Below are 19,430 nucleotides of genomic sequence, written 5' to 3' on the forward strand. Positions count from 1 at the left end.
AAATCATATGGAGGCAAAAAGCGCCAACGTCAGCGTCCGCCCTGCGCCTGGCAACGCTTCAACAACGCCTCCAGCGCCCGATCCGGCATGCCGCTCTCGCGCAGCGCCTCCACCGTCCGGCTGACGTAATCCAGCGTCGTCCCATATCGGCCGCTCGCGCAGCCGAGCACCGTGCGCACGACCGGATCGGCGAGCTTGCCGGTATAAGACGCCGCATCGCGCCGCATGACGAACGCGAGCGCATCGACGCGCCGTCCGTCCGCGAGCGTACAGGGCAGCCACGCGGGGCGGTACGAACCCATCGCCATTTCGCGGCGCCACAGCACGTCGAGATGCTCGATCGCTCCGACGCCCGCGAGCCGGAACGCCATGCCGGTGCACGAGCCGCCGCGATCGAGCGCGAGCACGAGACCCGGCTGCTCCGGCGTGCCGCGATTCACGCGCGACCACAGATAAAGCCCGCGATGATAGCCATGCACTTTGCCGCGCACCGCTTCGACTGTCGGCAGCCCGGGGTTCCAGATCAGCGAACCGTAGCCGAAGAGCCACACGTCCGACTCGCCGTCCCAATGCGCGAACGCCGCCTCGCGCGATGCCGCAAGTTCGGCATCCGTCCACAATGCGGATTCGCCGAGCGCGGGCGGATAGCCGGCGCACGGCTCGGGCGCGATGTCAGGAAGTGACTCGGGATGCGTGGGTTCGGGCAGCTTGTCGTTCACGGCGCGTTGGGAACATCGGGGACATCGGACCGGCTTCAGGTCGAAGGCACGTAAGGATCGGAAAATCCCAGAGACTGCATGATATCCGTCTCGATGGATTCCATCTCTTGCGCTTCGCTCTCGACTTCATGGTCGTAGCCCTGCGCATGGAGCGTGCCGTGGACGATCAGATGCGCGTAATGCGCGGCGAGCGGCTTGCCCTGTTCGGCCGCCTCGCGCTCGACGACCGGGCAGCACAGAATCAGATCGCCCGCGACCGGATCGTCCTCCGATTCTGCATACGCGAAAGTCAGCACGTTCGTCGCGTAATCCTTCTGCCGATACGTGCGGTTGAGCATCCGGCCTTCTTCTTCGTCGACGAAGCGCACGGTCAGTTCGGCGTCCGCGAACAGCGACGCCTTGATCCAGCGCGCGACCGTCGCGCGCGGCAGGATCGCCTTGTGCGACGGATACGCCTTCGCCGCTGGAAACTGCAGGGTCAACGTGAGGCGCGGCATTATTCGGGCTTCTGCGCTTGCTGTTGCGCAGCGCGCGCGGCCTCGGCGAGCGCGGCGTCTTTCTGCGATTGCGCGTCGTAAGCCTCGACGATGCGCGCGACGAGCGGATGCCGCACCACGTCCGCCGACGTGAAATGCGTGATCGCGATGCCGCGCACTTCCGACAGCACATGCTGCGCCTCGATCAGGCCGCTCTTGTGGCCGCGCGGCAAGTCGACCTGCGTCGTATCGCCGGTGACGACCGCCTTCGAGCCGAAGCCGATCCGCGTCAGGAACATCTTCATCTGCTCGGGCGTGGTGTTCTGCGCTTCGTCGAGGATGATGAACGCGTGATTCAGCGTGCGCCCGCGCATGTACGCGAGCGGCGCGATTTCGATCATCTGGCGCTCGAACATCTTCGCGGTCTTGTCGAAGCCGAGCAGATCGTAAAGCGCGTCGTAAAGCGGACGCAGATACGGATCGACCTTCTGCGCGAGATCGCCCGGCAGAAAACCGAGCCGCTCGCCCGCTTCGACGGCGGGGCGCGTCAGCACGATGCGCTTGACCTGATCGCGCTCGAGCGCATCGACCGCGCACGCGACCGCGAGATACGTCTTGCCCGTGCCCGCCGGCCCGATGCCGAAGGTCACGTCGTGCGCGATGATCTGCTTCAGATACTCGCGCTGCGCGGGCGTGCGTCCGCGCAGATCGGCGCGTCGCGTGTAGAGCTTCGGACCGTGGTCTTCGTCTTCGCCGAGATCGATCGTCGCGCTCGGTTCATCGAACGGATGATCGGGATCGCCACGAAAACGCGGATCGATTTCGCCTTCTTCGCCGTTAGCTTCGCGCGCATCCTTCGCGCGACGCGTCGCATGACGCGCTTCGACGAGCGCGAGCTGAATGTCGTCGACGGAAATCGGATCCCGCGCGCGGTTGTAGAAGTTTTCGAGCGCCGCGAGCGCGACTTTGGCGCCACGACCACGAATCGCGATCTTGTGGCCGCGTCGCGAAAGCGTCACATCGAGCGCCTGCTCGATCTGCCGCAGGTTTTCGTCGAGCGGGCCGCAGAGGTTGGCGAGCCGCGCGTTGTCGTCGCGCGGAGCGGTGAATTCCAGATGCTGCGTGGGAGCGTTCTTCAAAGTGAACTTGAGTTCCTGTCTTTAGTGCGCAAGCTCGGGCGCCATGACCAGTTCGCCGCGCAGCGAGTGCGGATAGGCATGCACGATCTTCACGTCGATCATCTGGCCGATGAGCCGCGCGTGCGATTCTGCCGGCGCCGGGAAATTGACGACGCGGTTGTTCTGCGTGCGTCCCGCGAGTTCGTTCGGATCCTTGCGCGCCGGGCGTTCGACCAGAATGCGCTCGACCTTGCCGACCATCGATTCGCTGATGCGCTGCACGTTTTCCTCGATCGTCGCCTGCAAATGCTGCAGACGCTTCAGCTTGACTTCGCGCGGCGTGTCGTCGTGCAGATTCGCTGCCGGCGTGCCGGGGCGCGGGCTGTAGATGAACGAGAAGCTCGTGTCGTAGCTCATCTCGTCGACGAGCGCCATCATCTTGTTGAAATCGTCTTCGGTCTCGCCGGGAAAGCCGACGATGAAATCCGTCGACAGCGACAGATCCGGGCGGATCGCGCGCAACTTGCGGATGACCGACTTGTATTCGAGCACGCTGTAGCCGCGCTTCATCGCCATCAGAATGCGATCCGAGCCGTGCTGCACCGGCAAATGCAGATGCGAGACGAGCTTCGGCACTTTCGCGTAAGTGTCGATCAGGCGCTGCGTGAATTCCTTCGGATGCGACGTCGTATAGCGGATGCGTTCGATGCCCGGAATGTCCGCGACGTATTCGATGAGCGTCGCGAAATCCGCGATCTCGCTCGAACCGAGCGTCAGCGCGCCGCGATAAGCGTTCACGTTCTGGCCGAGCAGCGTGACTTCGCGCACGCCCTGGTCCGCGAGACCGGCGACTTCGGTGAGCACGTCGTCGAGCGGGCGAGACACTTCCTCGCCGCGCGTGTACGGCACGACGCAGTAGCTGCAGTATTTCGAGCAGCCTTCCATGATCGACACGAACGCGCTCGGGCCATCGACGCGCGCCGGCGGCAGATGATCGAACTTCTCGATTTCCGGAAACGTGATGTCGACCTGCGCGCGGCCGGTCGCGCGGCGCTGATCGATCATCGCGGGCAGACGATGCAGCGTCTGCGGACCGAACACGAGATCGACATACGGCGCACGCGCGACGATCGACGCGCCTTCCTGACTCGCGACGCAACCGCCGACGCCGATCAGCAGATTCGGGTTCGCTTCCTTCAGCTCGCGCACACGGCCGAGATCGGAGAACACCTTCTCCTGGGCTTTTTCGCGCACCGAGCACGTATTGAACAGAATGACGTCCGCGTCTTCGGGCGTATCCGTCTTGATGAGTCCTTCCGCCGCGCCGAGCACGTCGACCATCTTGTCGGAGTCGTACTCGTTCATCTGGCAGCCGAAGGTCTTTACATAAACTTTCTTGGTCATGAATCGTCGCCGGTCGCAGTGGTTAACCTGGGGGCGCTGTAAAAGAGATTAAAGAGGGAATTTGCGGCGCAATTACACTGATCTGCACCGCTTTTTACTGTATTTGACCCAATATTATAGCTCTGGCCGCCATTCCCGACGCTTCCCGCGCGCGTCGGGCGGATACGCCAGGTCGCCGAGCAGGTCGTTCGTCGTTTTTTCGAAACGCTCGACGAGAAAGTCCAGCAGCACCCGCACGCGCGGCGCCATGTACCGATTGGCGTGAAAAAGCGCGTGCACGGCGGCTTCGTGCGTACACCAGTCGGGCAACACCATCTGCAGCGTGCCGGCGCGCACGTCGGCGGCGATATCCCAGATCGATTTATGCGCGATGCCGTGGCCCGCGAGCGCCCATTCGCGCAGCAGCGCGCCGTCGTTGGTTTCCCAGGCGTCGGCGAGCGGAATCGTGTACGCGTAACGCTCGTCGCCGCGCACGAAGACGAGCTCGTTGAGCGGCCCGTTCGCCGTAACGACGACGAGGAAGTCATGCCCGGTCAGATCGGCGGGCGTTTCGGGCACGCCCATGCGCGCGAGATACGCGGGCGACGCGCACAGCACGCGGCGATTCGGCGCGAGCGCGCGGGCGGCGAGGCCGCTGTCGGGCGGGGCGCCGAAGCGGATCGCGAGATCGATCTCTTCCAGCAAAAGATTCGACACCGAATCCGATAGTGTGAGCGCGAATTTCACGTCCGGATGCAGCGCGCTGAATTCGTCGAGCCAGCCGTTCAGCATCGAGCGACCGAAATTCGATGTCGCCGAAATGCGAACCTTGCCGCGCACGACGTTCTGGCCGGCCTGCAGCGCGGCTTCGGCATCGTCGATCGCCTGCAGCGCGATCCGGCAATGCTGCAAATACACGCGGCCTTCGTCGGTTACGCGCAATTGGCGCGTCGTGCGCTCGAAGAGCCGCGTGTGCAGCGCTTTTTCCAGCTTGATGAGCCGCGCGCTCGCCGCCGCCGGCGACAGGCCCAGCTTGCGGCCCGCCGCCGACAGGCTTCCCGCCGACGCAGCTTCCACGAACAGGCGCATGTCGCCGAGCCGATCCATCGTCATTTTCAAATCCGGTTTGAGAATAATTCAAAGGGTAGGCCAATTCTCAAATCGCTGCGTGGCTTGCACAATGCGCTACGTGTAAACCCTTCCATCTCATCATGCCTCTTCCACTTCTCGCGCTTGCGATCAGCGCATTCGCCATCGGCACGACGGAGTTCGTCATCATGGGCCTCTTGCCCAACGTGGCGCACGATCTCTCTGTGACGATTCCATCGGCGGGGCTGCTCGTCACGGGCTACGCGCTCGGTGTCGCGGTCGGCGCACCGCTGCTCGCCGTGCTGACGAGCAAGCTGCCGCGCAAGCTCGCGCTGCAGTTGCTGATGCTCGTGTTCATCGTCGGCAACGTGCTGTGCGCGCTCGCGCCGGGCTATGGCCTGCTGATGGTCGCGCGCGTCGTGACCTCGTTCGCGCACGGCTCGTTCTTCGGCATCGGCGCGGTCGTGGCCGCGTCGCTCGTTCCGGCGGAAAAGCGCGCGAGCGCCATCGCGCTGATGTTCACCGGGCTCACGCTCGCGAACGTGCTGGGCGTGCCGTTCGGGACGTTCATCGGGCAGGAGCTCGGCTGGCGCGCGACGTTCTGGATCGTCGCGGGCTTGGGCGTATTGTCCGCGCTCGGCGTGACCGCGCTCGTGCCGAACCGCCACGACGCCGCGCCGAGCACGCTCGGCCGGGAAGTGCGCGTGCTGCGCGACGGCCAGGTCTGGCTCGCGCTCACGATGACGGTGCTCGGTTTCGGCGGCGTGTTCGTCGTGTTCACGTACATCGCGCCGATTCTCGAACAGGTGGGCGGCTTCTCGCCGCGCGCCGTCACGCTGATCCTGGTGCTGTTCGGCGTCGGGCTGACGATCGGCAACACGATCGGCGGCAAGCTTGCGGACCGCGCGCTGATGCCGTCGCTGATGGGCATTCTGTTCGCGCTCGCCGTCGTGATGGCGGTGTTCGCGAAGACGAGCCACAGCCAGACCGGCGCGATCCTGACAATTTTCGTCTGGGGCATCGCGGCGTTCGCGACGGTGCCGCCGTTGCAGACGCGCGTCGTCGAGAAAGCGAAGGACGCGCCGAATCTCGCTTCGACGCTCAATATCGGCGCGTTCAACGTCGGCAATGCGGGCGGCGCGTGGCTCGGCGGCGCGGTGCTGACGCACGGTCACGGTCTCGACGCGCTTCCGTGGGCCGCGGCGGCGGTCGCGCTGGCCGCGCTCGCGGTGACGTGGTTCGCCGCGCGCCTGGATGTCCCGCGCGTTACCTCGGACATAAAAGCAGCCGACGCTTGCTGAGCGCTTATCATGTTGGCTCAACGTAATTCGAGCCAACATGATCGATCATCTCATCTGCGATTGCGACGGCGTGCTCGTCGATAGCGAAGTCATCGCGGATCGCGTGATGCTGGACGTGCTCACCGAGACGTTTCCCGGCATCGACTTCAGACCGGTCGTCAAGACGGCTTTCGGACAGCAGACCTCGCGCTTCCTGACTCATCTGGAGACGAAGTTCGGCATCGTGATGCCGCCCGATTTCGTCGATACGATCGAGGCGCGCGTTTCCGTGGAACTCGCGCGCTCGGTCGGACCGATCGCCGGCGTGCGCGCCGCGCTGGAAGGCTGCGGCCTGCCGGTGGCGGTCGTGTCGAACAGCCGGATGGAGCGCGTGCGCGCGTCGGTGCGGCGGGCGGGGCTCTCCGAGATCGTCGGCGCGCGCGTGTTCAGCGCGCAGCAAGTCGAGCGGCCGAAGCCTTATCCCGACGTGTATCTGCTCGCGGCGCGCACGCTCGATGTCGCGCCCGAGCGCTGCCTCGTCGTCGAGGACAGCGTCGCCGGACTGACGGCGGCGCGCGCGGCGGGCATGAAGACCATCGCGTTCGTCGGCGCGAGCCATATTCCGTCCGGCTACGCGCAAGTGCTGCGCGAAACCGGCATCACGCGAATCATGGAGCACATGGACGAGCTGCCCGCGCTCGTCGCGGCGGGCGTGCGCGGGGATTTCGGCGACGTGCTCTCCTGATCCTTACGCCGCTTCCTCGACGGATTCACGTGCGGCCGCCAGCGCCGCGCGGAATTCGACCAGTTCCGCGATGGTCAGCATCGGCAGGCCGTGCTCCTGCGCGAAACGCTCGACTTGCGCGCCGCGCGTCATGGTGCCGTCGGCGTTCATCAGTTCGCAGAGTACGCCGGCAGGCTTGAGGCCGGCGAGGATCGCCAGGTCGACCGTGCCTTCGGTGTGACCACGCCGCGCGAGCACGCCGCCGGGCATCGCGCGCAGCGGAAAGACGTGGCCGGGCCGCACGATGTCCGCCGGGTTCGCGTTTTCGGCGATCGCCGCGCGGATCGTCGTGACGCGATCCGCCGCCGATACGCCCGTCGTCACGCCTTCCCGCGCTTCGATCGACACGGTGAACGCCGTGCCGTAGCGGCTGCCGTTCGCGGCGGCCATCGGCGGGAGTTCGAGCGCGCGTACTTTGTCGTCGGGCAGACACAGGCACACGATGCCGCTGCATTCGCGGATCAGAAGGGCCATGGTGGCGTCGGTGAGTTTTTCGGCGGCGACGATCAGATCGGCTTCGTTCTCGCGATCGTCGTCGTCCTGAAGCACGACCGGACGGCCTTCGCGCATGGCGTCGAGCGCGGCGGCGATGCGCGGCGGAACGTCGAACGAAGCGAGCTGGGGAAGGTCGGCAAAAGCGTCATCGGCGATGACGGCCGGTGTGGCGAACGACAGGCTGGCAGCTTGGGACTGGGACATGTGAAACGCTCTCGCAGGAAATGTAAGCGAAAAACGTTTCAGGGCATTGCAAACAGACAGAACGGCACCCCACGGCGACGCGCCAAGAGGCGCGGCGGCGTCCGGTTCGGCACGATGCGGAAATCGCCAAGGGGACGGACATGACCATCTGCACATCTTCTCTCATCCGGACTATGACCGTCGGCTCTGGCATCTCACCAGATCTGCTGACCCCGCGCGTGAATCCTGCGCGGGCGCTCGCGGGCTCGTGGTCCGGCCGCGAAGCCTCGCCACATACCGCCGGTGGGGAATTGCACCCCGCCCTGAAGACGTACTCGATGCCGCAAGCCGCAAGGCTCGCGAGCTTTTTTAGGATACCGCACGCCGGCGGTTTTTGCACCGCCGCACGACGCGAAAGGGTGCGATACGCCATGCATAGCCGTTAGCTGTCCGCCCATGCCTTCGCCGCGTTGACCGCGCGGCGCCACCCGGCGAGGCAGGAATCGATCTCCGGTTTCGGCATCGACGGCGTGAAGCGGCGCTCCAGTTGCCATTGCGCCTTGAGTTCGTCGACGTCCTTCCAGTAGCCGACCGCGAGCCCCGCCAGATAAGCCGCGCCGAGCGCCGTCGTCTCGGCGATGCGCGGACGCGCGACATCGACGCCGAGAATGTCGGCCTGGAATTGCATCAGCAGATCGTTCGCGCAGGCGCCGCCATCGACACGCAATTCGCCGATGCGGATGCCCGAGTCCGCTTCCATGGCTTTCAAGACGTCGAGGGACTGATAGGCGATCGAATCGAGCGCCGCCCGCGCGACATGACTCGATGTCGTTCCGCGCGTGACGCCGAAGAGCGTGCCGCGTGCGCGCGCGTTCCAGTGCGGCGCGCCGAGCCCGGCGAACGCAGGCACGAGATACACGCCGTCGCTGTGCGGCACGCCGCGCGCGAGCGTCTCGATTTCGCTCGCGCGCCGGATGAGGCCGAGGCCGTCGCGCAGCCATTGAACGACCGCGCCCGCGATGAAGATGCTGCCTTCGAGCGCATAGCTGACGTGATCGCCGATCTGCCAGGCAATCGTGGTGACGAGGTTGTTGCGCGACTCGATGGGCTTGTCGCCCGTGTTCATGACGAGAAAGCAGCCGGTGCCGTAGGTGTTCTTCACCATGCCGGAATCCGTGCACATCTGGCCGAAGAGCGCGGCGTGCTGATCGCCGGCAAGCGCTGCAAGCGGGACATCGGCGTTGAACACGGTGCCTCGCGCCGTGCCATAACGTTCCGCCGACGTCCGCACTTCGGGAAGCATGCTGCGGGGAATGCCGAGCGCGTCGAGCAGTTCGTCGTCCCAGCGGCGTTCGTGAATGTTGAAGAGCATCGTGCGCGAGGCGTTCGTGACGTCGGTGACATGCAAGCCGTGACGCGTGAAATTCCACACGAGCCAGCTATCGACGGTGCCGAACGCGAGCCGCCCTTGCTTCGCCTTGTCGCGCGCACCTTCTACGTTATCGAGAATCCAGCGGATTTTCGTCGCCGAAAAGTATGCGTCGATAGGCAAACCGGTTTTCGCGCGAACCATCGCTTCGAGGCCGCGCGACTTGAGCTCGTCACAGAAGCCGGCCGTGCGGCGGTCCTGCCAGACAATCGCGTTATAGACCGGCGCGCCCGTCTCGCGATCCCAGACGATCGTAGTCTCGCGCTGGTTCGCTATGCCGACTGCCGCGATCGAAGCAGCGCTCGCGCCGGCGCGCGTGACGGCTTCCGCGGCGACGCCTGCCTGCGTCGACCAGATTTCGCGCGGATCATGTTCGACCCAGCCCGCCTCGGGATAAATTTGCTGGAATTCCTTCTGCGCCAAGGACACGATGTTGCCGTTCCGGTCGAACAGCATGGCCCGTGAGCTGGTGGTGCCCTGATCGAGCGCGAGAACGTACTGATCCTGCATGGTCTCCTCCGGTTCGAACGGACGTCGACGTTTCGGGCAGCAAAGGCGCTGTCCGTTTGCGCAATCTATCGGAGCGAGGCGACGCGGACAAGCTGGCCGAACGGCATAAGCCGCGCGACATCGACCGCTCGAATGCGGATTTGGGCTATGCCATTCGGCCGAGTGGCGCGGCGTTCGTGTTCGTCCGATACTGGCGGCACGAAACCGATTGAAGGGTGAGTGCGATGCGTATGCTGTTGATTTCCGGCGTGCTGGGCGCGGCGCTTCTGACGGGCTGCGTGGGCACGCCCAGCCTGGACGGCTCATTGGGCGCGCCGTCGTTCAGCGCGCTGCAGGACATGTGCGGGACCTCGCCCGTCGACTACGGCGCGGACGCGCAATCGGTCTATTCAGCCTTCTACGATGCCTATGTGGCCGAACGGCGCGGCGGGTTGCAGAAGGAGCGCTTCTGCGCATTCCAGGCGGCGATTGCAGAACGGTATCGTGCTTATCGCGCGAACCCCGGCCCCGAAGCGCAAAGCGCGTGGGCCAAGTTCTTCCTGGAGCAGCGCGCGCAGGCGTTGAGCTGGCGTGCGGCAGTGGACCCGACACTGCGGGCCGGCTGACGCGACTTGACGGTAGGTGAAGGTTAAGTGAAGCGGACGCGGCCTTGCACCGCGTCCCGAGTCCTGCCGCGTGCTACGAGTAACGCTTGAAAGCCTTGACTGTGGAGTCGCCGGTGGCGGTGAGGCGCCATTGCTGACGTCCCGATGCGAGATTTTCGAGTTGGACGAGCTGACGTTCGAGCAGGGCGTCGAGCTCTTCGCGTTCCATGTCGACCTGATTAGGCGCTTCCTGAACCAATAGCAGCGTGGCGAATTCGTGCGGACTCAGCATTGTGTTCTCCATGACGACCGAACGGCATAAGCAACCGGCCTTGTAAGCCGGGTCTTTTTGCTTCGAAACGTTGTACGGGAAAACTGAAAAATTGCCGGGCAAACGCGTCGATTTTGTGCTGCGGATGCCGGGAATTGGGATTGTAGGCAAGCGTCTGACAAGTGCCAAATTTGCCGAGAAAATTTTGGCTTTGACTTTTTATCAATGCAGAAGCGGTTCATCGCTCACGCGAATTCGAAGAATCCACTTGAGGTTCGTGCGGCGGCGCACACAAGGATCGGCATGCGAGCACACGCAATCAGCGACGCCTGATCGCCCGGTTAATGCGCAATGCGCATTAATTTATACGATAAATGAATTTGTTTTGGATTAAGCGGACAATGCAATATTCCCCCTTTGCCCGGATTGGCCACAAGGTCGGCCGGCACGTTCTGCCCGCTGGAATTTCGGACTTCATTCAATGACTCGCTTCAACTGGCAAAACCCGTATCCCACCCCGCGCCTTCCGGTGTTCGCCCGCAATATCGTTTCGACGTCTCATCCGCTCGCCGCGCAGGCCGGTCTGCGCATGCTATGGAAGGGGGGCAATGCGGTCGATGCAGCCATCGCGGCCGCGGCGGCCATTACCGTGGTGGAACCCGTGTCATGCGGGCTGGGCGGCGACGCTTTCGCGCTCGTCTGGGACGGTCGGAAGCTGCACGGGCTGAATGCTTCGGGCGTATCGCCGGCGGCGTGGAACGTCGATTATTTCCGGCGCAAGTACGGCGAGGAAAACGGTCTCGCGCGCCAGCCCAAGCGCGGCTGGGACGCCGTGACGGTGCCGGGTGTCATCGCCGGGTGGGAAGCGTTGCACGCGAAGTTCGGCACGCTGCCCTTCGCGGATCTGATGGAGCCAGCCATCGAAATCGCCGAGCGCGGTCATGCGGTGGCGAGCATCGTCGCCTACAAGTGGGCGGCGGCGGTGCCGGAGCTCAAGGACATGCCGGGTTTCGCCGATGTATTCATGCCGCACGGCCGCGCGCCTGACGTGAGCGAACTCGTGCGCTTCCCCGGCCACGCAAAAACGCTGCGCCTGCTCGCGCAGCAAGGTCCGCGCGCGTTCTACGAAGGCGAGATCGCCGAGCGCATCGCCGCGTTCGCGCGCGCGGGCGGCGCGGCGTTGACGATGGACGACCTGCGCAACTATCGCGCGGACTGGGTCGAGCCGATCAGCAAGGATTATCGCGGCTACACGGTGCACGAGATTCCGCCGAACGGACAGGGCATCGCGGCGCTCATCGCGCTCGGCATTCTCGACAAGTTCGACGTGAGCGCTTTGAACGTCGATCGCATCGAGTCGCAGCATCTGCAAATCGAGGCGATGAAGCTCGCCTTCGCGGATGTCTATCGCTACGTCGCCGATCCGCGCTCGATGGAAGTCACGCCGGAACACATGCTCGACGACGCCTATCTGACCGAACGCGCGAAGCTCATCGATCCGAAAAAGGCGACGCACTTCGACTTCGGCATGCCCAAGGCGGGCGGCACCATCTATATGTCCGTCGCCGATGAGCGCGGCATGATGGTCAGCTTCATCCAGTCGAATTACATGGGCTTCGGTTCGGGCGTGGTCGTTCCCGACACCGGTATCGCGCTGCAGAACCGCGGTTGCGGCTTTTCGATGGATCCGAAGTCCGCGAACGTCGTGGAAGGCGGCAAGCGTCCGTTCCATACCATCATTCCGGCTTTCCTCACTCAGCAGGTCGATGGCAGGCAGGAAGCCGTCATGAGCTTCGGCGTGATGGGCGGCGACATGCAGCCGCAAGGCCATCTGCAATCCATCGTACGCATGCTCGACTACGGCCAGCAGCCGCAGGCCGCGTGCGACGCGCCGCGCTGGAAGGTGAACCGCGACTTCACGATCGACATCGAAGCCACGCTCGATCTCGAAACCGCGCGCGCGCTCGAGGGTCTCGGCCACACGATCAAGTCCATCGACGATCCCTACATGGACTTCGGCTCCGGCCAGTACATCTGGAAGCTGGATCGCAATGATCCGGAGCGCGGCTATGTCGCGGCGAGCGACAGCCGGCGCGACGGACTCGCCGCAGGCTTCTGAGGCTGCCATCGGAGGCCGCGCCGTCGGCCGGTCTCCGTCGATAAAAAACCACGCATCCGATCGCCGCAATTGTGCAGGCGAGGGGGCTGCGCGCCCGCGCCTCGTGGCCTCGGTCGGACATCACGACATGGAAGCGGGATAGGAGAAATCATGAACGAACGCGTGTATCAAGGCGCTGCTCCGACGCAGGCGCAAACGCCCGCGCCGCACCCGGCGCCATCCAAGGCGATGATCCGCCGCATCGTGTTCTCGTCGTCGATCGGCAACGCGCTCGAGTGGTTCGACTTTCTCGTCTATGGCTATTTCGCGACGGTCATCGCGAAGGCGTTCTTCCCGTCGAATGACGAATGGCTCTCGACGATGCTTGCCATCGGCACGTTCGGCATCTCGTTCCTGATGCGCCCGCTCGGCGCGATCGTGCTCGGCATCTACGGCGACCGCAAAGGACGCAAGGCCGCGCTCACGCTCGCCATTCTGCTGATGATGGTCGGCACGCTCACCATGGCCGTGATGCCTTCGTATCAGCACATCGGAATCGCCGCGCCGCTTTTGATCTTGCTCGCGCGTCTCGTGCAGGGCTTCGCGGTCGGCGGCGAGTTCGGCAGCGCGACCGCGTTCATGGTCGAGCACAGCGAAGCGCGGCGCGGCTACTACGCGAGCTGGCAGTTCGCGAGCCAAGGGCTTGCCGCGATCATGGCCGCGGCGTTCGGCTCGGTACTCAGCGCCTGGCTGCCGCAGCCGCAACTCGAAAGCTGGGGCTGGCGCATTCCGTTTGTCTTCGGTCTGCTCGTCGGGCCGGTTGGCTATTACATCCGCTCGCATCTGGACGAAACGCCGGAGTTTCTCGCGACGCGCTCCGCGCAGAAGGCGAGCGCGCCAGGCGTGTCGTTCGCGAATCAATGGCTGAATCTTTTGCTGGCCGTGGGCATCGTCGCGCAATCGACGGTCGGCGTGTACGTCCTGCAACTCTATATGCCGCTGTACGCAGTCAAGCAGTTGCACCTGCCGGCGACCGCATCGTTCGCCGTCGTGGTGCTCAATGGCGGACTTCAGTTCATCTTCTCTCCGTTGATGGGCGCGCTCTCCGACCGGCTCGGGCGCATCCGCATCATGCTCGGTACATCGATTATCATGGGCGTCACGATTTATCCGATGTTTGCGTGGCTGCAAGCGCATCCGACAGTCGCGTCGCTGGTCGTTCTCCAATCGGTCGCGGGCATTCTCAAGGCCGCGTATTCCGGTCCAATGCCCGCGCTTATGTCCGAAATCTTCCCGACTCGCGTGCGTTCGACGGGTCTTTCCATCGGCTACGCGCTCGGCGTCACGCTGTTTGGCGGTTTTGCGCCGACCATCGTAGAAGCCTTCATCCATGTCACGGGGGACAAGCTCGCGCCGAGTTACTACGTGTTGCTGGCTGCCGTCTTGTCGGGAATCTCGCTGGCGATCGTCGCCTGGCGCATGCGCGCGGCACGACGCGCAACGTAACGGCGCGCTGCGCGACGGCATCGCGCGAAACAATCGAGGCGGCTTCGGCCGCCTTTTGCATTTCGAACACGACGCAACCATATACAGAGCCGACCGGCATGAATAATGCTGCAGCGCACCGACGACTCGACCGCGCCGGATCGTAAGAATTTGGAACGCATGGAACTGGCGGGCCGCGGGTGAGTCTGTCCCCATGTCTGCAAACTCACTGCAGGGCGGCTAAGATGAAAACAAGCCGCTGACACTTGAAGTCAACAGCGCCGGGGTCGATCCAATCACGGCGTCGCCTGAACCTCGGCCGTTTCTCATCGGCCGATGGCGCGTTCAGTCCAGCCAGGGAGCGCGATATATGCATACGGACAGTACACATGTGATGCCTTGGCGCATCGAAGACATCGATCTCACGCGAATCGATCGTCAGAAGGCGGCATCCAACGAGCATCTTCTCTTGTTGTTGTGCGCCTGCTCGTTCATCGAGAGCGGGACGGACCTCTATACGAGCAATCTCAGCAAGTATTTTCACGACGATCCCGAAATCTCGGCGTGGCTCAACAACGAATGGGAGCCCGAAGAGATGCAGCACGGCAGGGCGCTCAAGACCTACATCAACCACGTGTGGCCCGAGTTCGACTGGGACACTGCGTTCAGGAATTTCTTCGACGAATACTCGCTCACTTGTTCATACGAGGAGTTCGAGAAGAAGCGCGCGCTCGAGATGGTTGCGCGCTGCGTCGTCGAGACGGGAACGGCCACGCTTTATCGCGCGATCAACGATTGTTCGGATGAACCGGTGCTGAAGGAAATCACCGACAACATCCGCACGGACGAAGTGCGGCATTACAAGCACTTTTTCCATTTCTTCAAGAAGTGGAACAAGATCGAGGGCAATGGCCGCATGGCCGTGCTCGGCGCGCTCGTGCGGCGCGTCGTGGAACTGAAAAGCGAGGATTCGGAGATCGCGCTGCGGCACGTCTTCGCGATTCGTTATCCGGAGCGCGCGCAGGATGTCGAGTACAACCGCGAGCTCTCCGCGCGAGTGAATGCGCTCGTGCGGCGCAATCTGTCGGCGGATCAGGCCATCAAGATGCTGCTCAAGCCGCTCGATCTGCCCGCGCGCATTCAACCCGGCGTGCACTATCCGCTGTCGAAGATGACGCAGTTATTCTTCCGCTAACCTTGTTCGACGATGCCGGCGCAAAGCCGGCATCTTTTCATGACCGATCACAACACGCCCCGACCGTCGCTTTCGTCGCAATCCGTTTTCGATGAATGGCCGCCCGAGCTGCGCGCGCGCTTCGACGGCGCGCTCGCTCGCGCCGACGACGGCTTCACCGTTTCGCTATGCGCGGCGGATGAGGCTCATCGCGTGCGAACCGCTTTGTTGAGCGCTGGTGAGCTGTACGCGCCGGATGCGCGCAGACTCGCGTTCGCGTTGTGGCCGTCGTCGCGGACGGCGCAGGCTGTCGCCGCGAGCGGACGCGCGACACTCGCCTTCGTATCCGATGAGGCGTTTTATCAAGTGCATCTGGACGTGCGTCGCGTGCCGCTCGACGATGTGCCGCTCGCGTGCTTCGTCGGCACGATCGAGAGCGGTGAGGTTCAACGGGTGGGATATGCGCGACTCACGAACGGAATCGCCTTCGAACTGACCGAAGCGCAATCGGCGCTCGCGCGCTGGCGCGAGCAACTCGACTGGCTGAAGCGGGCGGCGAGCGTCGCCGCCTGAATCACGACAGATGCATTAACGGCTGCGATCGCCCGATCGCAATGCGTCGCGCCGTCCGCCGAGCAATGCGCCGGGATTGCCGCCAGGCTTGCGCGAGTTCGCGACCTGACCGGCTTGAACCGGCTCCTGACGACGCGGCGCGGAACCCGCGTTCACGTTCGGCTTGCTGTGAGTGCGCGCATCGCGCGAAGGCTGCGCGCCGCCGTTGTTCGGCTTCGCCGGACGCGCGCCGCGTGCATCGCCGTTCGGACGGCCGCCTTCGCGGCGTGCTTCGCCACTCGAACGTCCCTCGCCGTTACGCGGATTCTGGCGTCCCTGACCTTGACCTTGTCCCTGGCCGCGTCCTTGACTGCGGCGCTGGATCGGCTCCGGCTTCGCGTTCGGATCCGGCTCGAAGCCGGGAATCACTTCGCGCGGAATCGGCCGCTTGATGAGGCGCTCGATGTCCTTCAGCAGTTGATGCTCGTCCACGCACACCAGCGACACCGCTTCGCCTTCCGCGCCCGCGCGACCCGTGCGGCCGATGCGATGCACATAGTCTTCCGGCACGTTCGGCAGATCAAAGTTGACGACGTGAGGCAACTGATCGATGTCGATGCCGCGCGCCGCGATATCGGTGGCGACGAGCACCTGCAGCGTCTCGGCCTTGAATTCGCTGAGCGCGCGCGTGCGGGCCGACTGGCTCTTGTTGCCGTGAATCGCGAGCGCGCTGATGCCGTCTTTCGTGAGCTGCTCGGCGAGCCGGTTCGCGCCGTGCTTCGTGCGCGTGAACACGAGCACCTGGAACCAGTTGTTGCCGCGGATCAGATGCGTGAGCAACTCGCGCTTGCGATCGCGATCGACCGGATGGATCTTCTGATCGACGGTCTCAGCCGTCGTATTGCGGCGCGCGACTTCGATCAGCGCGGGCGAATCGAGCAGGCTGTCGGCGAGCGCCTTGATCTCGTCGGAGAAAGTCGCCGAGAACAGCAGGTTCTGGCGCTTCGCCGGCAGGCGCGCGAGCACGCGCTTGATGTCGTGGATGAAGCCCATGTCGAGCATGCGGTCGGCTTCATCGAGCACGAGAATTTCGAGCTGCGAAACGTCGATCGTCTTTTGCTGCATGTGATCGAGCAGACGTCCCGGCGTCGCCACGACGATATCGACGCCGCGCTTCAACGCGTCGATCTGCGGATTGATGCCGACGCCGCCGAACATCACCGTCGACTTGAGCTTCAGATATTTGCCGTACGCGCGCACGCTTTCTTCGACCTGCGCGGCGAGTTCGCGCGTGGGCGTGAGGATGAGCGCGCGCACCGGACGCTTGGCGCCACCCGTGACGGGCGCGAGTTGCGACAGGCGCTGCAGGATAGGCAGCGTGAAGCCGGCGGTCTTGCCGGTGCCCGTCTGCGCGCCCGCGAGCAGATCGCCGCCTTTCAGAACGGCAGGAATCGCCTGAAGCTGGATCGGAGTGGGACTGGAATAGCCGAGTTCGTTGACGGCGCGAAGCAGAGGTTCGGACAGGCCGAGTGAATCAAAGGACATAAATTGGATGCTTATTCGTTGTGTCGAACGGCGCGCATGCGAATGGGCCACGGCGAAAAGTTTCGGCCGGCAGAGCGCATGTGCATCGCTCGAAGGAAAATCGGGCGGCGGGCCAGTTGGCGATCAGCGATCGCCGGGCGTTGCCGCGAGGTTCGACGTGCTATCAAGACACGTCATCTGGCGCTTAGTTGCATCGATGGACACTTCGACGCTGCGGCACCCGTTCCAGCCGGCGCTCACGCGACATAGCGCGCGACGCTCACGAACTGGCACAGGCTGCCTGCGAGCACGAACAGATGCCAGATGCCATGTCCGTGCCGGATGCGCTCGTCGTTGATGAAAAACCAGATGCCCGCGGTGTACACGACGCCGCCCGCCACCAGCCACGCGGTTCCCGCGGGCGGCAGCGCCGTCACGAGCGGATGAATGGCTACGAGCGCGAGCCATCCCATCAACACGTACAGCACCATCGAAACGCTGCGGGTTCGCCGCCCGAGCGTGAGTTCCTGCACGATCCCGAGCGCGGCGAGCCCCCAGCTCACGCCGAAGAGCGACCAGCCCCAGGGACCGCGCAAGGTCACTAGTGTATACGGCGTGTAGCTGCCGGCTATCAACAAGTAGATGGCCGAGTGATCGCACTTCTGCAGTATCGCTTTCATGCGCGGCGAGCGCGCGCAGTGATACAGCGTGGAGATCACGTAGAGCGCGCAGAGCATCGCGCCGTACACCGCGAAGCTCACGACCTTGTACGCGTCACCGTCGAGCGCGCCCATCGTGACGAGCGCAGCCAGACCCGCAACCGACAGCAGCGCGCCGATCAAATGGCTGATGCTGTTAAAACGCTCGCCGACATGCATATCGAATTCACCAAAAGACAAGGGGCGCGGCCACGAAGGCTGCGCCCCATATGCGTATTGTACGCTGTCCCGGCGAAGGACCTATGAAGCCATCAGTCGAGCGGCGCCGAACGCAGGTTGCTCACCTGCTGCGGCGACACCGGCGTGCCGTGGTTGCCCCACGACATACGGATGTACGTCACGACTGCGGCGACTTCCGTATCCGACAGCGACTGTGCGAACGGCGGCATACCGTGCGGCATCGGGTTGCCTTCCGTACTCGGCGGATAACCGCCGTTCAGCGTCATACGGATCGGATTGACGGCCGATTGCATCTGGATCGACTGGTTGTTCGCGAGCGGCGGGTATGCAGGCGGCTTGCCGAGACCGTTCTCCGCGTGGCACTTCGCGCAGTTTTCGGTGTAGACCTTCTTGCCGAGCGTGAGCAGTTCGCCGCCGAACTTCTCGGACGTCTCCAGCTGCATGACTTCCGGCGCTTCCTTCTTTTGCGGAATCGACTTGAGATACGTCGAGATCGCGTTGATGTCCGCGTCGGTCATGTACTGCAGGCTGTTGTGAACCACTTCCGCCATCGGGCCGAACACCGCGCCGCGCTGCGACACGCCGGTCTTCAGCAGATCGTTGATGTCCTTCAGGTCCCAGTCGCCCAGACCGGCTTCCTTGTTCGACGTCAGCGACGGCGCGTACCAGTTCTGCAGCGGGATGAGGCCGCCGGCGAAGGCCGCCGAGCTGACCGGGCCGCCCATCGCGTTGATCGACGTGTGGCACATGCCGCAGTGACCGAGGCCTTCGACGAGATACGCGCCGCGGTTCCATTCGACCGACTTGGTCGGATCCGGCTTGTACTCGCCTTCCGAGAAGAACAGCGTGCGCCAGCCGATCAGCAGGTTGCGGTTGTTGAACGGGAAGCGCAGTTCATGCGGACGGCTCGGTTCGGAAACCGGCGGCACCGAGCGCAGATACGCGTAGATCGCGTCCGAGTCCGCGCGCGTGACCTTCGTGTAGCTCGTGAACGGGAAGCCCGGATAGAGCAGCGAACCGTCTTTCGAGCGGCCCGTGTGCATCGCGCGATAGAAGTCGTCGGAGGTCCACTTGCCGATGCCGTATTGATCGTCCGGCGTGATGTTCGGCGTGAACATCGTGCCGAACGGCGTGGCCATCGGCAGGCCGCCGCCGAATTCCTTGCCGCCGCGAACCGTGTGGCACGCGATACAGTCGCCGGCGCGGGCGAGGTACTCACCTTGTTTGATGAGCGCGGCTTTGTCGGCAGGCGTCGCCGCGATGGCGCCGCCCGAATGCAGGTTGTCGCCGCCCGACCAGAGGACGGCGCCGGCTGCGACGGCTGCCACCACGACAGCCGAGGAAAGTGCGAACAGGGACTTGCGTTTCATTGTGTTG

The 19,430-nt window shown here is 64.1% G+C and carries 18 protein-coding genes and 1 riboswitch; of the genes, 7 read left to right on the forward strand and 11 right to left on the reverse strand.

The genetic code is table 11. The features are described 5' to 3' along the window. Positions 1-29: 29 nt before the first annotated feature. The 5 genes from LDZ23_RS01945 to LDZ23_RS01965 all read right to left on the reverse strand — a co-directional run bounded on the left by LDZ23_RS01945 (position 30) and on the right by LDZ23_RS01965 (position 4,803). The gene (locus LDZ23_RS01945; RefSeq protein WP_008351435.1) at positions 30-719 is read right to left on the reverse strand and encodes a gamma-glutamylcyclotransferase; all 690 of its coding nucleotides are present in this window, start codon (positions 717-719) and stop codon (positions 30-32) included. Positions 720-754: 35 nt separating this feature from the next. Next, a complete protein-coding gene (ybeY, locus tag LDZ23_RS01950) occupies positions 755-1,216 on the reverse strand; it encodes an rRNA maturation RNase YbeY (RefSeq protein WP_008351433.1) in 462 nt (153 codons plus the stop codon). Continuing rightward, positions 1,216-2,334 carry a PhoH family protein gene (locus tag LDZ23_RS01955; protein ID WP_008351431.1) on the reverse strand — a complete coding sequence of 373 codons (1,119 nt, stop codon included), beginning with the start codon at positions 2,332-2,334 and terminating at the stop codon, positions 1,216-1,218. Before LDZ23_RS01955 ends, ybeY begins: the two co-directional genes overlap by 1 nt. Before the next feature lie 21 nt (positions 2,335-2,355). Continuing rightward, complete coding sequence (gene miaB / locus LDZ23_RS01960; RefSeq protein WP_008351429.1) at positions 2,356-3,717, reverse strand: tRNA (N6-isopentenyl adenosine(37)-C2)-methylthiotransferase MiaB; 1,362 nt, start codon at positions 3,715-3,717, stop codon at positions 2,356-2,358. Between the two features lie 114 nt (positions 3,718-3,831). After that, positions 3,832-4,803, reverse strand: a complete 972-nt coding sequence (locus LDZ23_RS01965) for a LysR family transcriptional regulator (RefSeq protein WP_244808096.1) — start codon at positions 4,801-4,803, stop codon at positions 3,832-3,834. Positions 4,804-4,907: 104 nt separating this feature from the next. Here LDZ23_RS01965 and LDZ23_RS01970 point away from each other — a divergent pair, with 104 nt between their 5' ends. Then, the gene (locus tag LDZ23_RS01970) at positions 4,908-6,086 is read left to right on the forward strand and encodes an MFS transporter (protein ID WP_034470678.1); all 1,179 of its coding nucleotides are present in this window, start codon (positions 4,908-4,910) and stop codon (positions 6,084-6,086) included. Positions 6,087-6,123: 37 nt separating this feature from the next. Then, a complete protein-coding gene (locus tag LDZ23_RS01975) occupies positions 6,124-6,810 on the forward strand; it encodes an HAD family hydrolase (protein WP_008351424.1) in 687 nt (228 codons plus the stop codon). 3 nt (positions 6,811-6,813) lie between these two features. On the opposite strand, the gene ribB is transcribed toward LDZ23_RS01975, so the two are convergent. Both ribB and glpK read right to left on the reverse strand, forming a co-directional pair. Further along, a complete protein-coding gene (gene ribB, locus LDZ23_RS01980) occupies positions 6,814-7,524 on the reverse strand; it encodes a 3,4-dihydroxy-2-butanone-4-phosphate synthase (RefSeq protein ID WP_244808097.1) in 711 nt (236 codons plus the stop codon). 174 nt (positions 7,525-7,698) lie between these two features. Beyond that, a riboswitch (FMN riboswitch) is annotated at positions 7,699-7,862 on the reverse strand. A gap of 107 nt (positions 7,863-7,969) precedes the next feature. Further along, positions 7,970-9,466, reverse strand: a complete 1,497-nt coding sequence (gene glpK, locus LDZ23_RS01985; protein ID WP_244807698.1) for a glycerol kinase GlpK — start codon at positions 9,464-9,466, stop codon at positions 7,970-7,972. Positions 9,467-9,690: 224 nt separating this feature from the next. Here glpK and LDZ23_RS01990 point away from each other — a divergent pair, with 224 nt between their 5' ends. Beyond that, positions 9,691-10,071, forward strand: a complete 381-nt coding sequence (locus LDZ23_RS01990; RefSeq protein ID WP_034470682.1) for a hypothetical protein — start codon at positions 9,691-9,693, stop codon at positions 10,069-10,071. Between the two features lie 73 nt (positions 10,072-10,144). On the opposite strand, the gene LDZ23_RS01995 is transcribed toward LDZ23_RS01990, so the two are convergent. Further along, complete coding sequence (locus tag LDZ23_RS01995) at positions 10,145-10,342, reverse strand: hypothetical protein (protein WP_008351420.1); 198 nt, start codon at positions 10,340-10,342, stop codon at positions 10,145-10,147. A gap of 460 nt (positions 10,343-10,802) precedes the next feature. Between LDZ23_RS01995 and ggt the strand changes: the two genes are divergently transcribed. From ggt to LDZ23_RS02015, 4 genes are all read left to right on the forward strand, one after another. Next, positions 10,803-12,440, forward strand: coding sequence for a gamma-glutamyltransferase (gene ggt / locus LDZ23_RS02000; RefSeq protein WP_034470684.1), 1,638 nt, complete (start codon positions 10,803-10,805; stop codon positions 12,438-12,440). A gap of 150 nt (positions 12,441-12,590) precedes the next feature. After that, entirely contained in the window at positions 12,591-13,925 is a 1,335-nt protein-coding gene (locus LDZ23_RS02005; RefSeq protein WP_425306891.1) for an MFS transporter, read from the forward strand. A gap of 349 nt (positions 13,926-14,274) precedes the next feature. Then, positions 14,275-15,099, forward strand: a complete 825-nt coding sequence (locus LDZ23_RS02010) for a ferritin-like domain-containing protein (protein WP_008351417.1) — start codon at positions 14,275-14,277, stop codon at positions 15,097-15,099. Positions 15,100-15,138: 39 nt separating this feature from the next. Beyond that, positions 15,139-15,651, forward strand: a complete 513-nt coding sequence (locus LDZ23_RS02015; RefSeq protein WP_244807699.1) for a PNPOx family protein — start codon at positions 15,139-15,141, stop codon at positions 15,649-15,651. A gap of 15 nt (positions 15,652-15,666) precedes the next feature. Here the strand turns inward: LDZ23_RS02015 and LDZ23_RS02020 are convergent, their stop codons facing one another. From LDZ23_RS02020 to LDZ23_RS02030, 3 genes are all read right to left on the reverse strand, one after another. Then, positions 15,667-17,175 (reverse strand): DEAD/DEAH box helicase, encoded by a 1,509-nt coding sequence (locus tag LDZ23_RS02020; protein ID WP_008351412.1) that lies wholly within the window; start codon positions 17,173-17,175, stop codon positions 15,667-15,669. Between the two features lie 236 nt (positions 17,176-17,411). Beyond that, positions 17,412-18,032, reverse strand: a complete 621-nt coding sequence (gene trhA, locus LDZ23_RS02025) for a PAQR family membrane homeostasis protein TrhA (RefSeq protein WP_008351409.1) — start codon at positions 18,030-18,032, stop codon at positions 17,412-17,414. A 92-nt stretch (positions 18,033-18,124) separates the two neighbouring features. Continuing rightward, positions 18,125-19,423, reverse strand: coding sequence for a c-type cytochrome (locus LDZ23_RS02030; RefSeq protein ID WP_008351407.1), 1,299 nt, complete (start codon positions 19,421-19,423; stop codon positions 18,125-18,127). Positions 19,424-19,430 lie beyond the last annotated feature (7 nt).

The sequence above is a fragment of the Caballeronia zhejiangensis genome, assembly GCF_022879815.1.
Taxonomy (GTDB): domain Bacteria; phylum Pseudomonadota; class Gammaproteobacteria; order Burkholderiales; family Burkholderiaceae; genus Caballeronia; species Caballeronia zhejiangensis.

Bases quoted from the DNA above. Each gene is read 5' to 3' on its own strand.
- LDZ23_RS02015 (WP_244807699.1), top strand. From the start codon at position 15,139: ATGACCGATCACAACACGCCCCGACCGTCGCTTTCGTCGCAATCCGTT.
- LDZ23_RS01975 (WP_008351424.1), top strand. From the start codon at position 6,124: ATGATCGATCATCTCATCTGCGATTGCGACGGCGTGCTCGTCGATAGC.
- ybeY (WP_008351433.1), bottom strand. From the start codon at position 1,216: ATGCCGCGCCTCACGTTGACCCTGCAGTTTCCAGCGGCGAAGGCGTAT.
- glpK (WP_244807698.1), bottom strand. From the start codon at position 9,466: ATGCAGGATCAGTACGTTCTCGCGCTCGATCAGGGCACCACCAGCTCA.
- LDZ23_RS01970 (WP_034470678.1), top strand. From the start codon at position 4,908: ATGCCTCTTCCACTTCTCGCGCTTGCGATCAGCGCATTCGCCATCGGC.
- LDZ23_RS01965 (WP_244808096.1), bottom strand. From the start codon at position 4,803: ATGGATCGGCTCGGCGACATGCGCCTGTTCGTGGAAGCTGCGTCGGCG.
- LDZ23_RS02030 (WP_008351407.1), bottom strand. From the start codon at position 19,423: ATGAAACGCAAGTCCCTGTTCGCACTTTCCTCGGCTGTCGTGGTGGCA.
- LDZ23_RS02010 (WP_008351417.1), top strand. From the start codon at position 14,275: ATGCATACGGACAGTACACATGTGATGCCTTGGCGCATCGAAGACATC.
- LDZ23_RS01995 (WP_008351420.1), bottom strand. From the start codon at position 10,342: ATGCTGAGTCCGCACGAATTCGCCACGCTGCTATTGGTTCAGGAAGCG.
- LDZ23_RS02020 (WP_008351412.1), bottom strand. From the start codon at position 17,175: ATGTCCTTTGATTCACTCGGCCTGTCCGAACCTCTGCTTCGCGCCGTC.
- LDZ23_RS01990 (WP_034470682.1), top strand. From the start codon at position 9,691: ATGCGTATGCTGTTGATTTCCGGCGTGCTGGGCGCGGCGCTTCTGACG.
- ggt (WP_034470684.1), top strand. From the start codon at position 10,803: ATGACTCGCTTCAACTGGCAAAACCCGTATCCCACCCCGCGCCTTCCG.
- trhA (WP_008351409.1), bottom strand. From the start codon at position 18,032: ATGCATGTCGGCGAGCGTTTTAACAGCATCAGCCATTTGATCGGCGCG.
- LDZ23_RS02005 (WP_425306891.1), top strand. From the start codon at position 12,591: ATGAACGAACGCGTGTATCAAGGCGCTGCTCCGACGCAGGCGCAAACG.
- miaB (WP_008351429.1), bottom strand. From the start codon at position 3,717: ATGACCAAGAAAGTTTATGTAAAGACCTTCGGCTGCCAGATGAACGAG.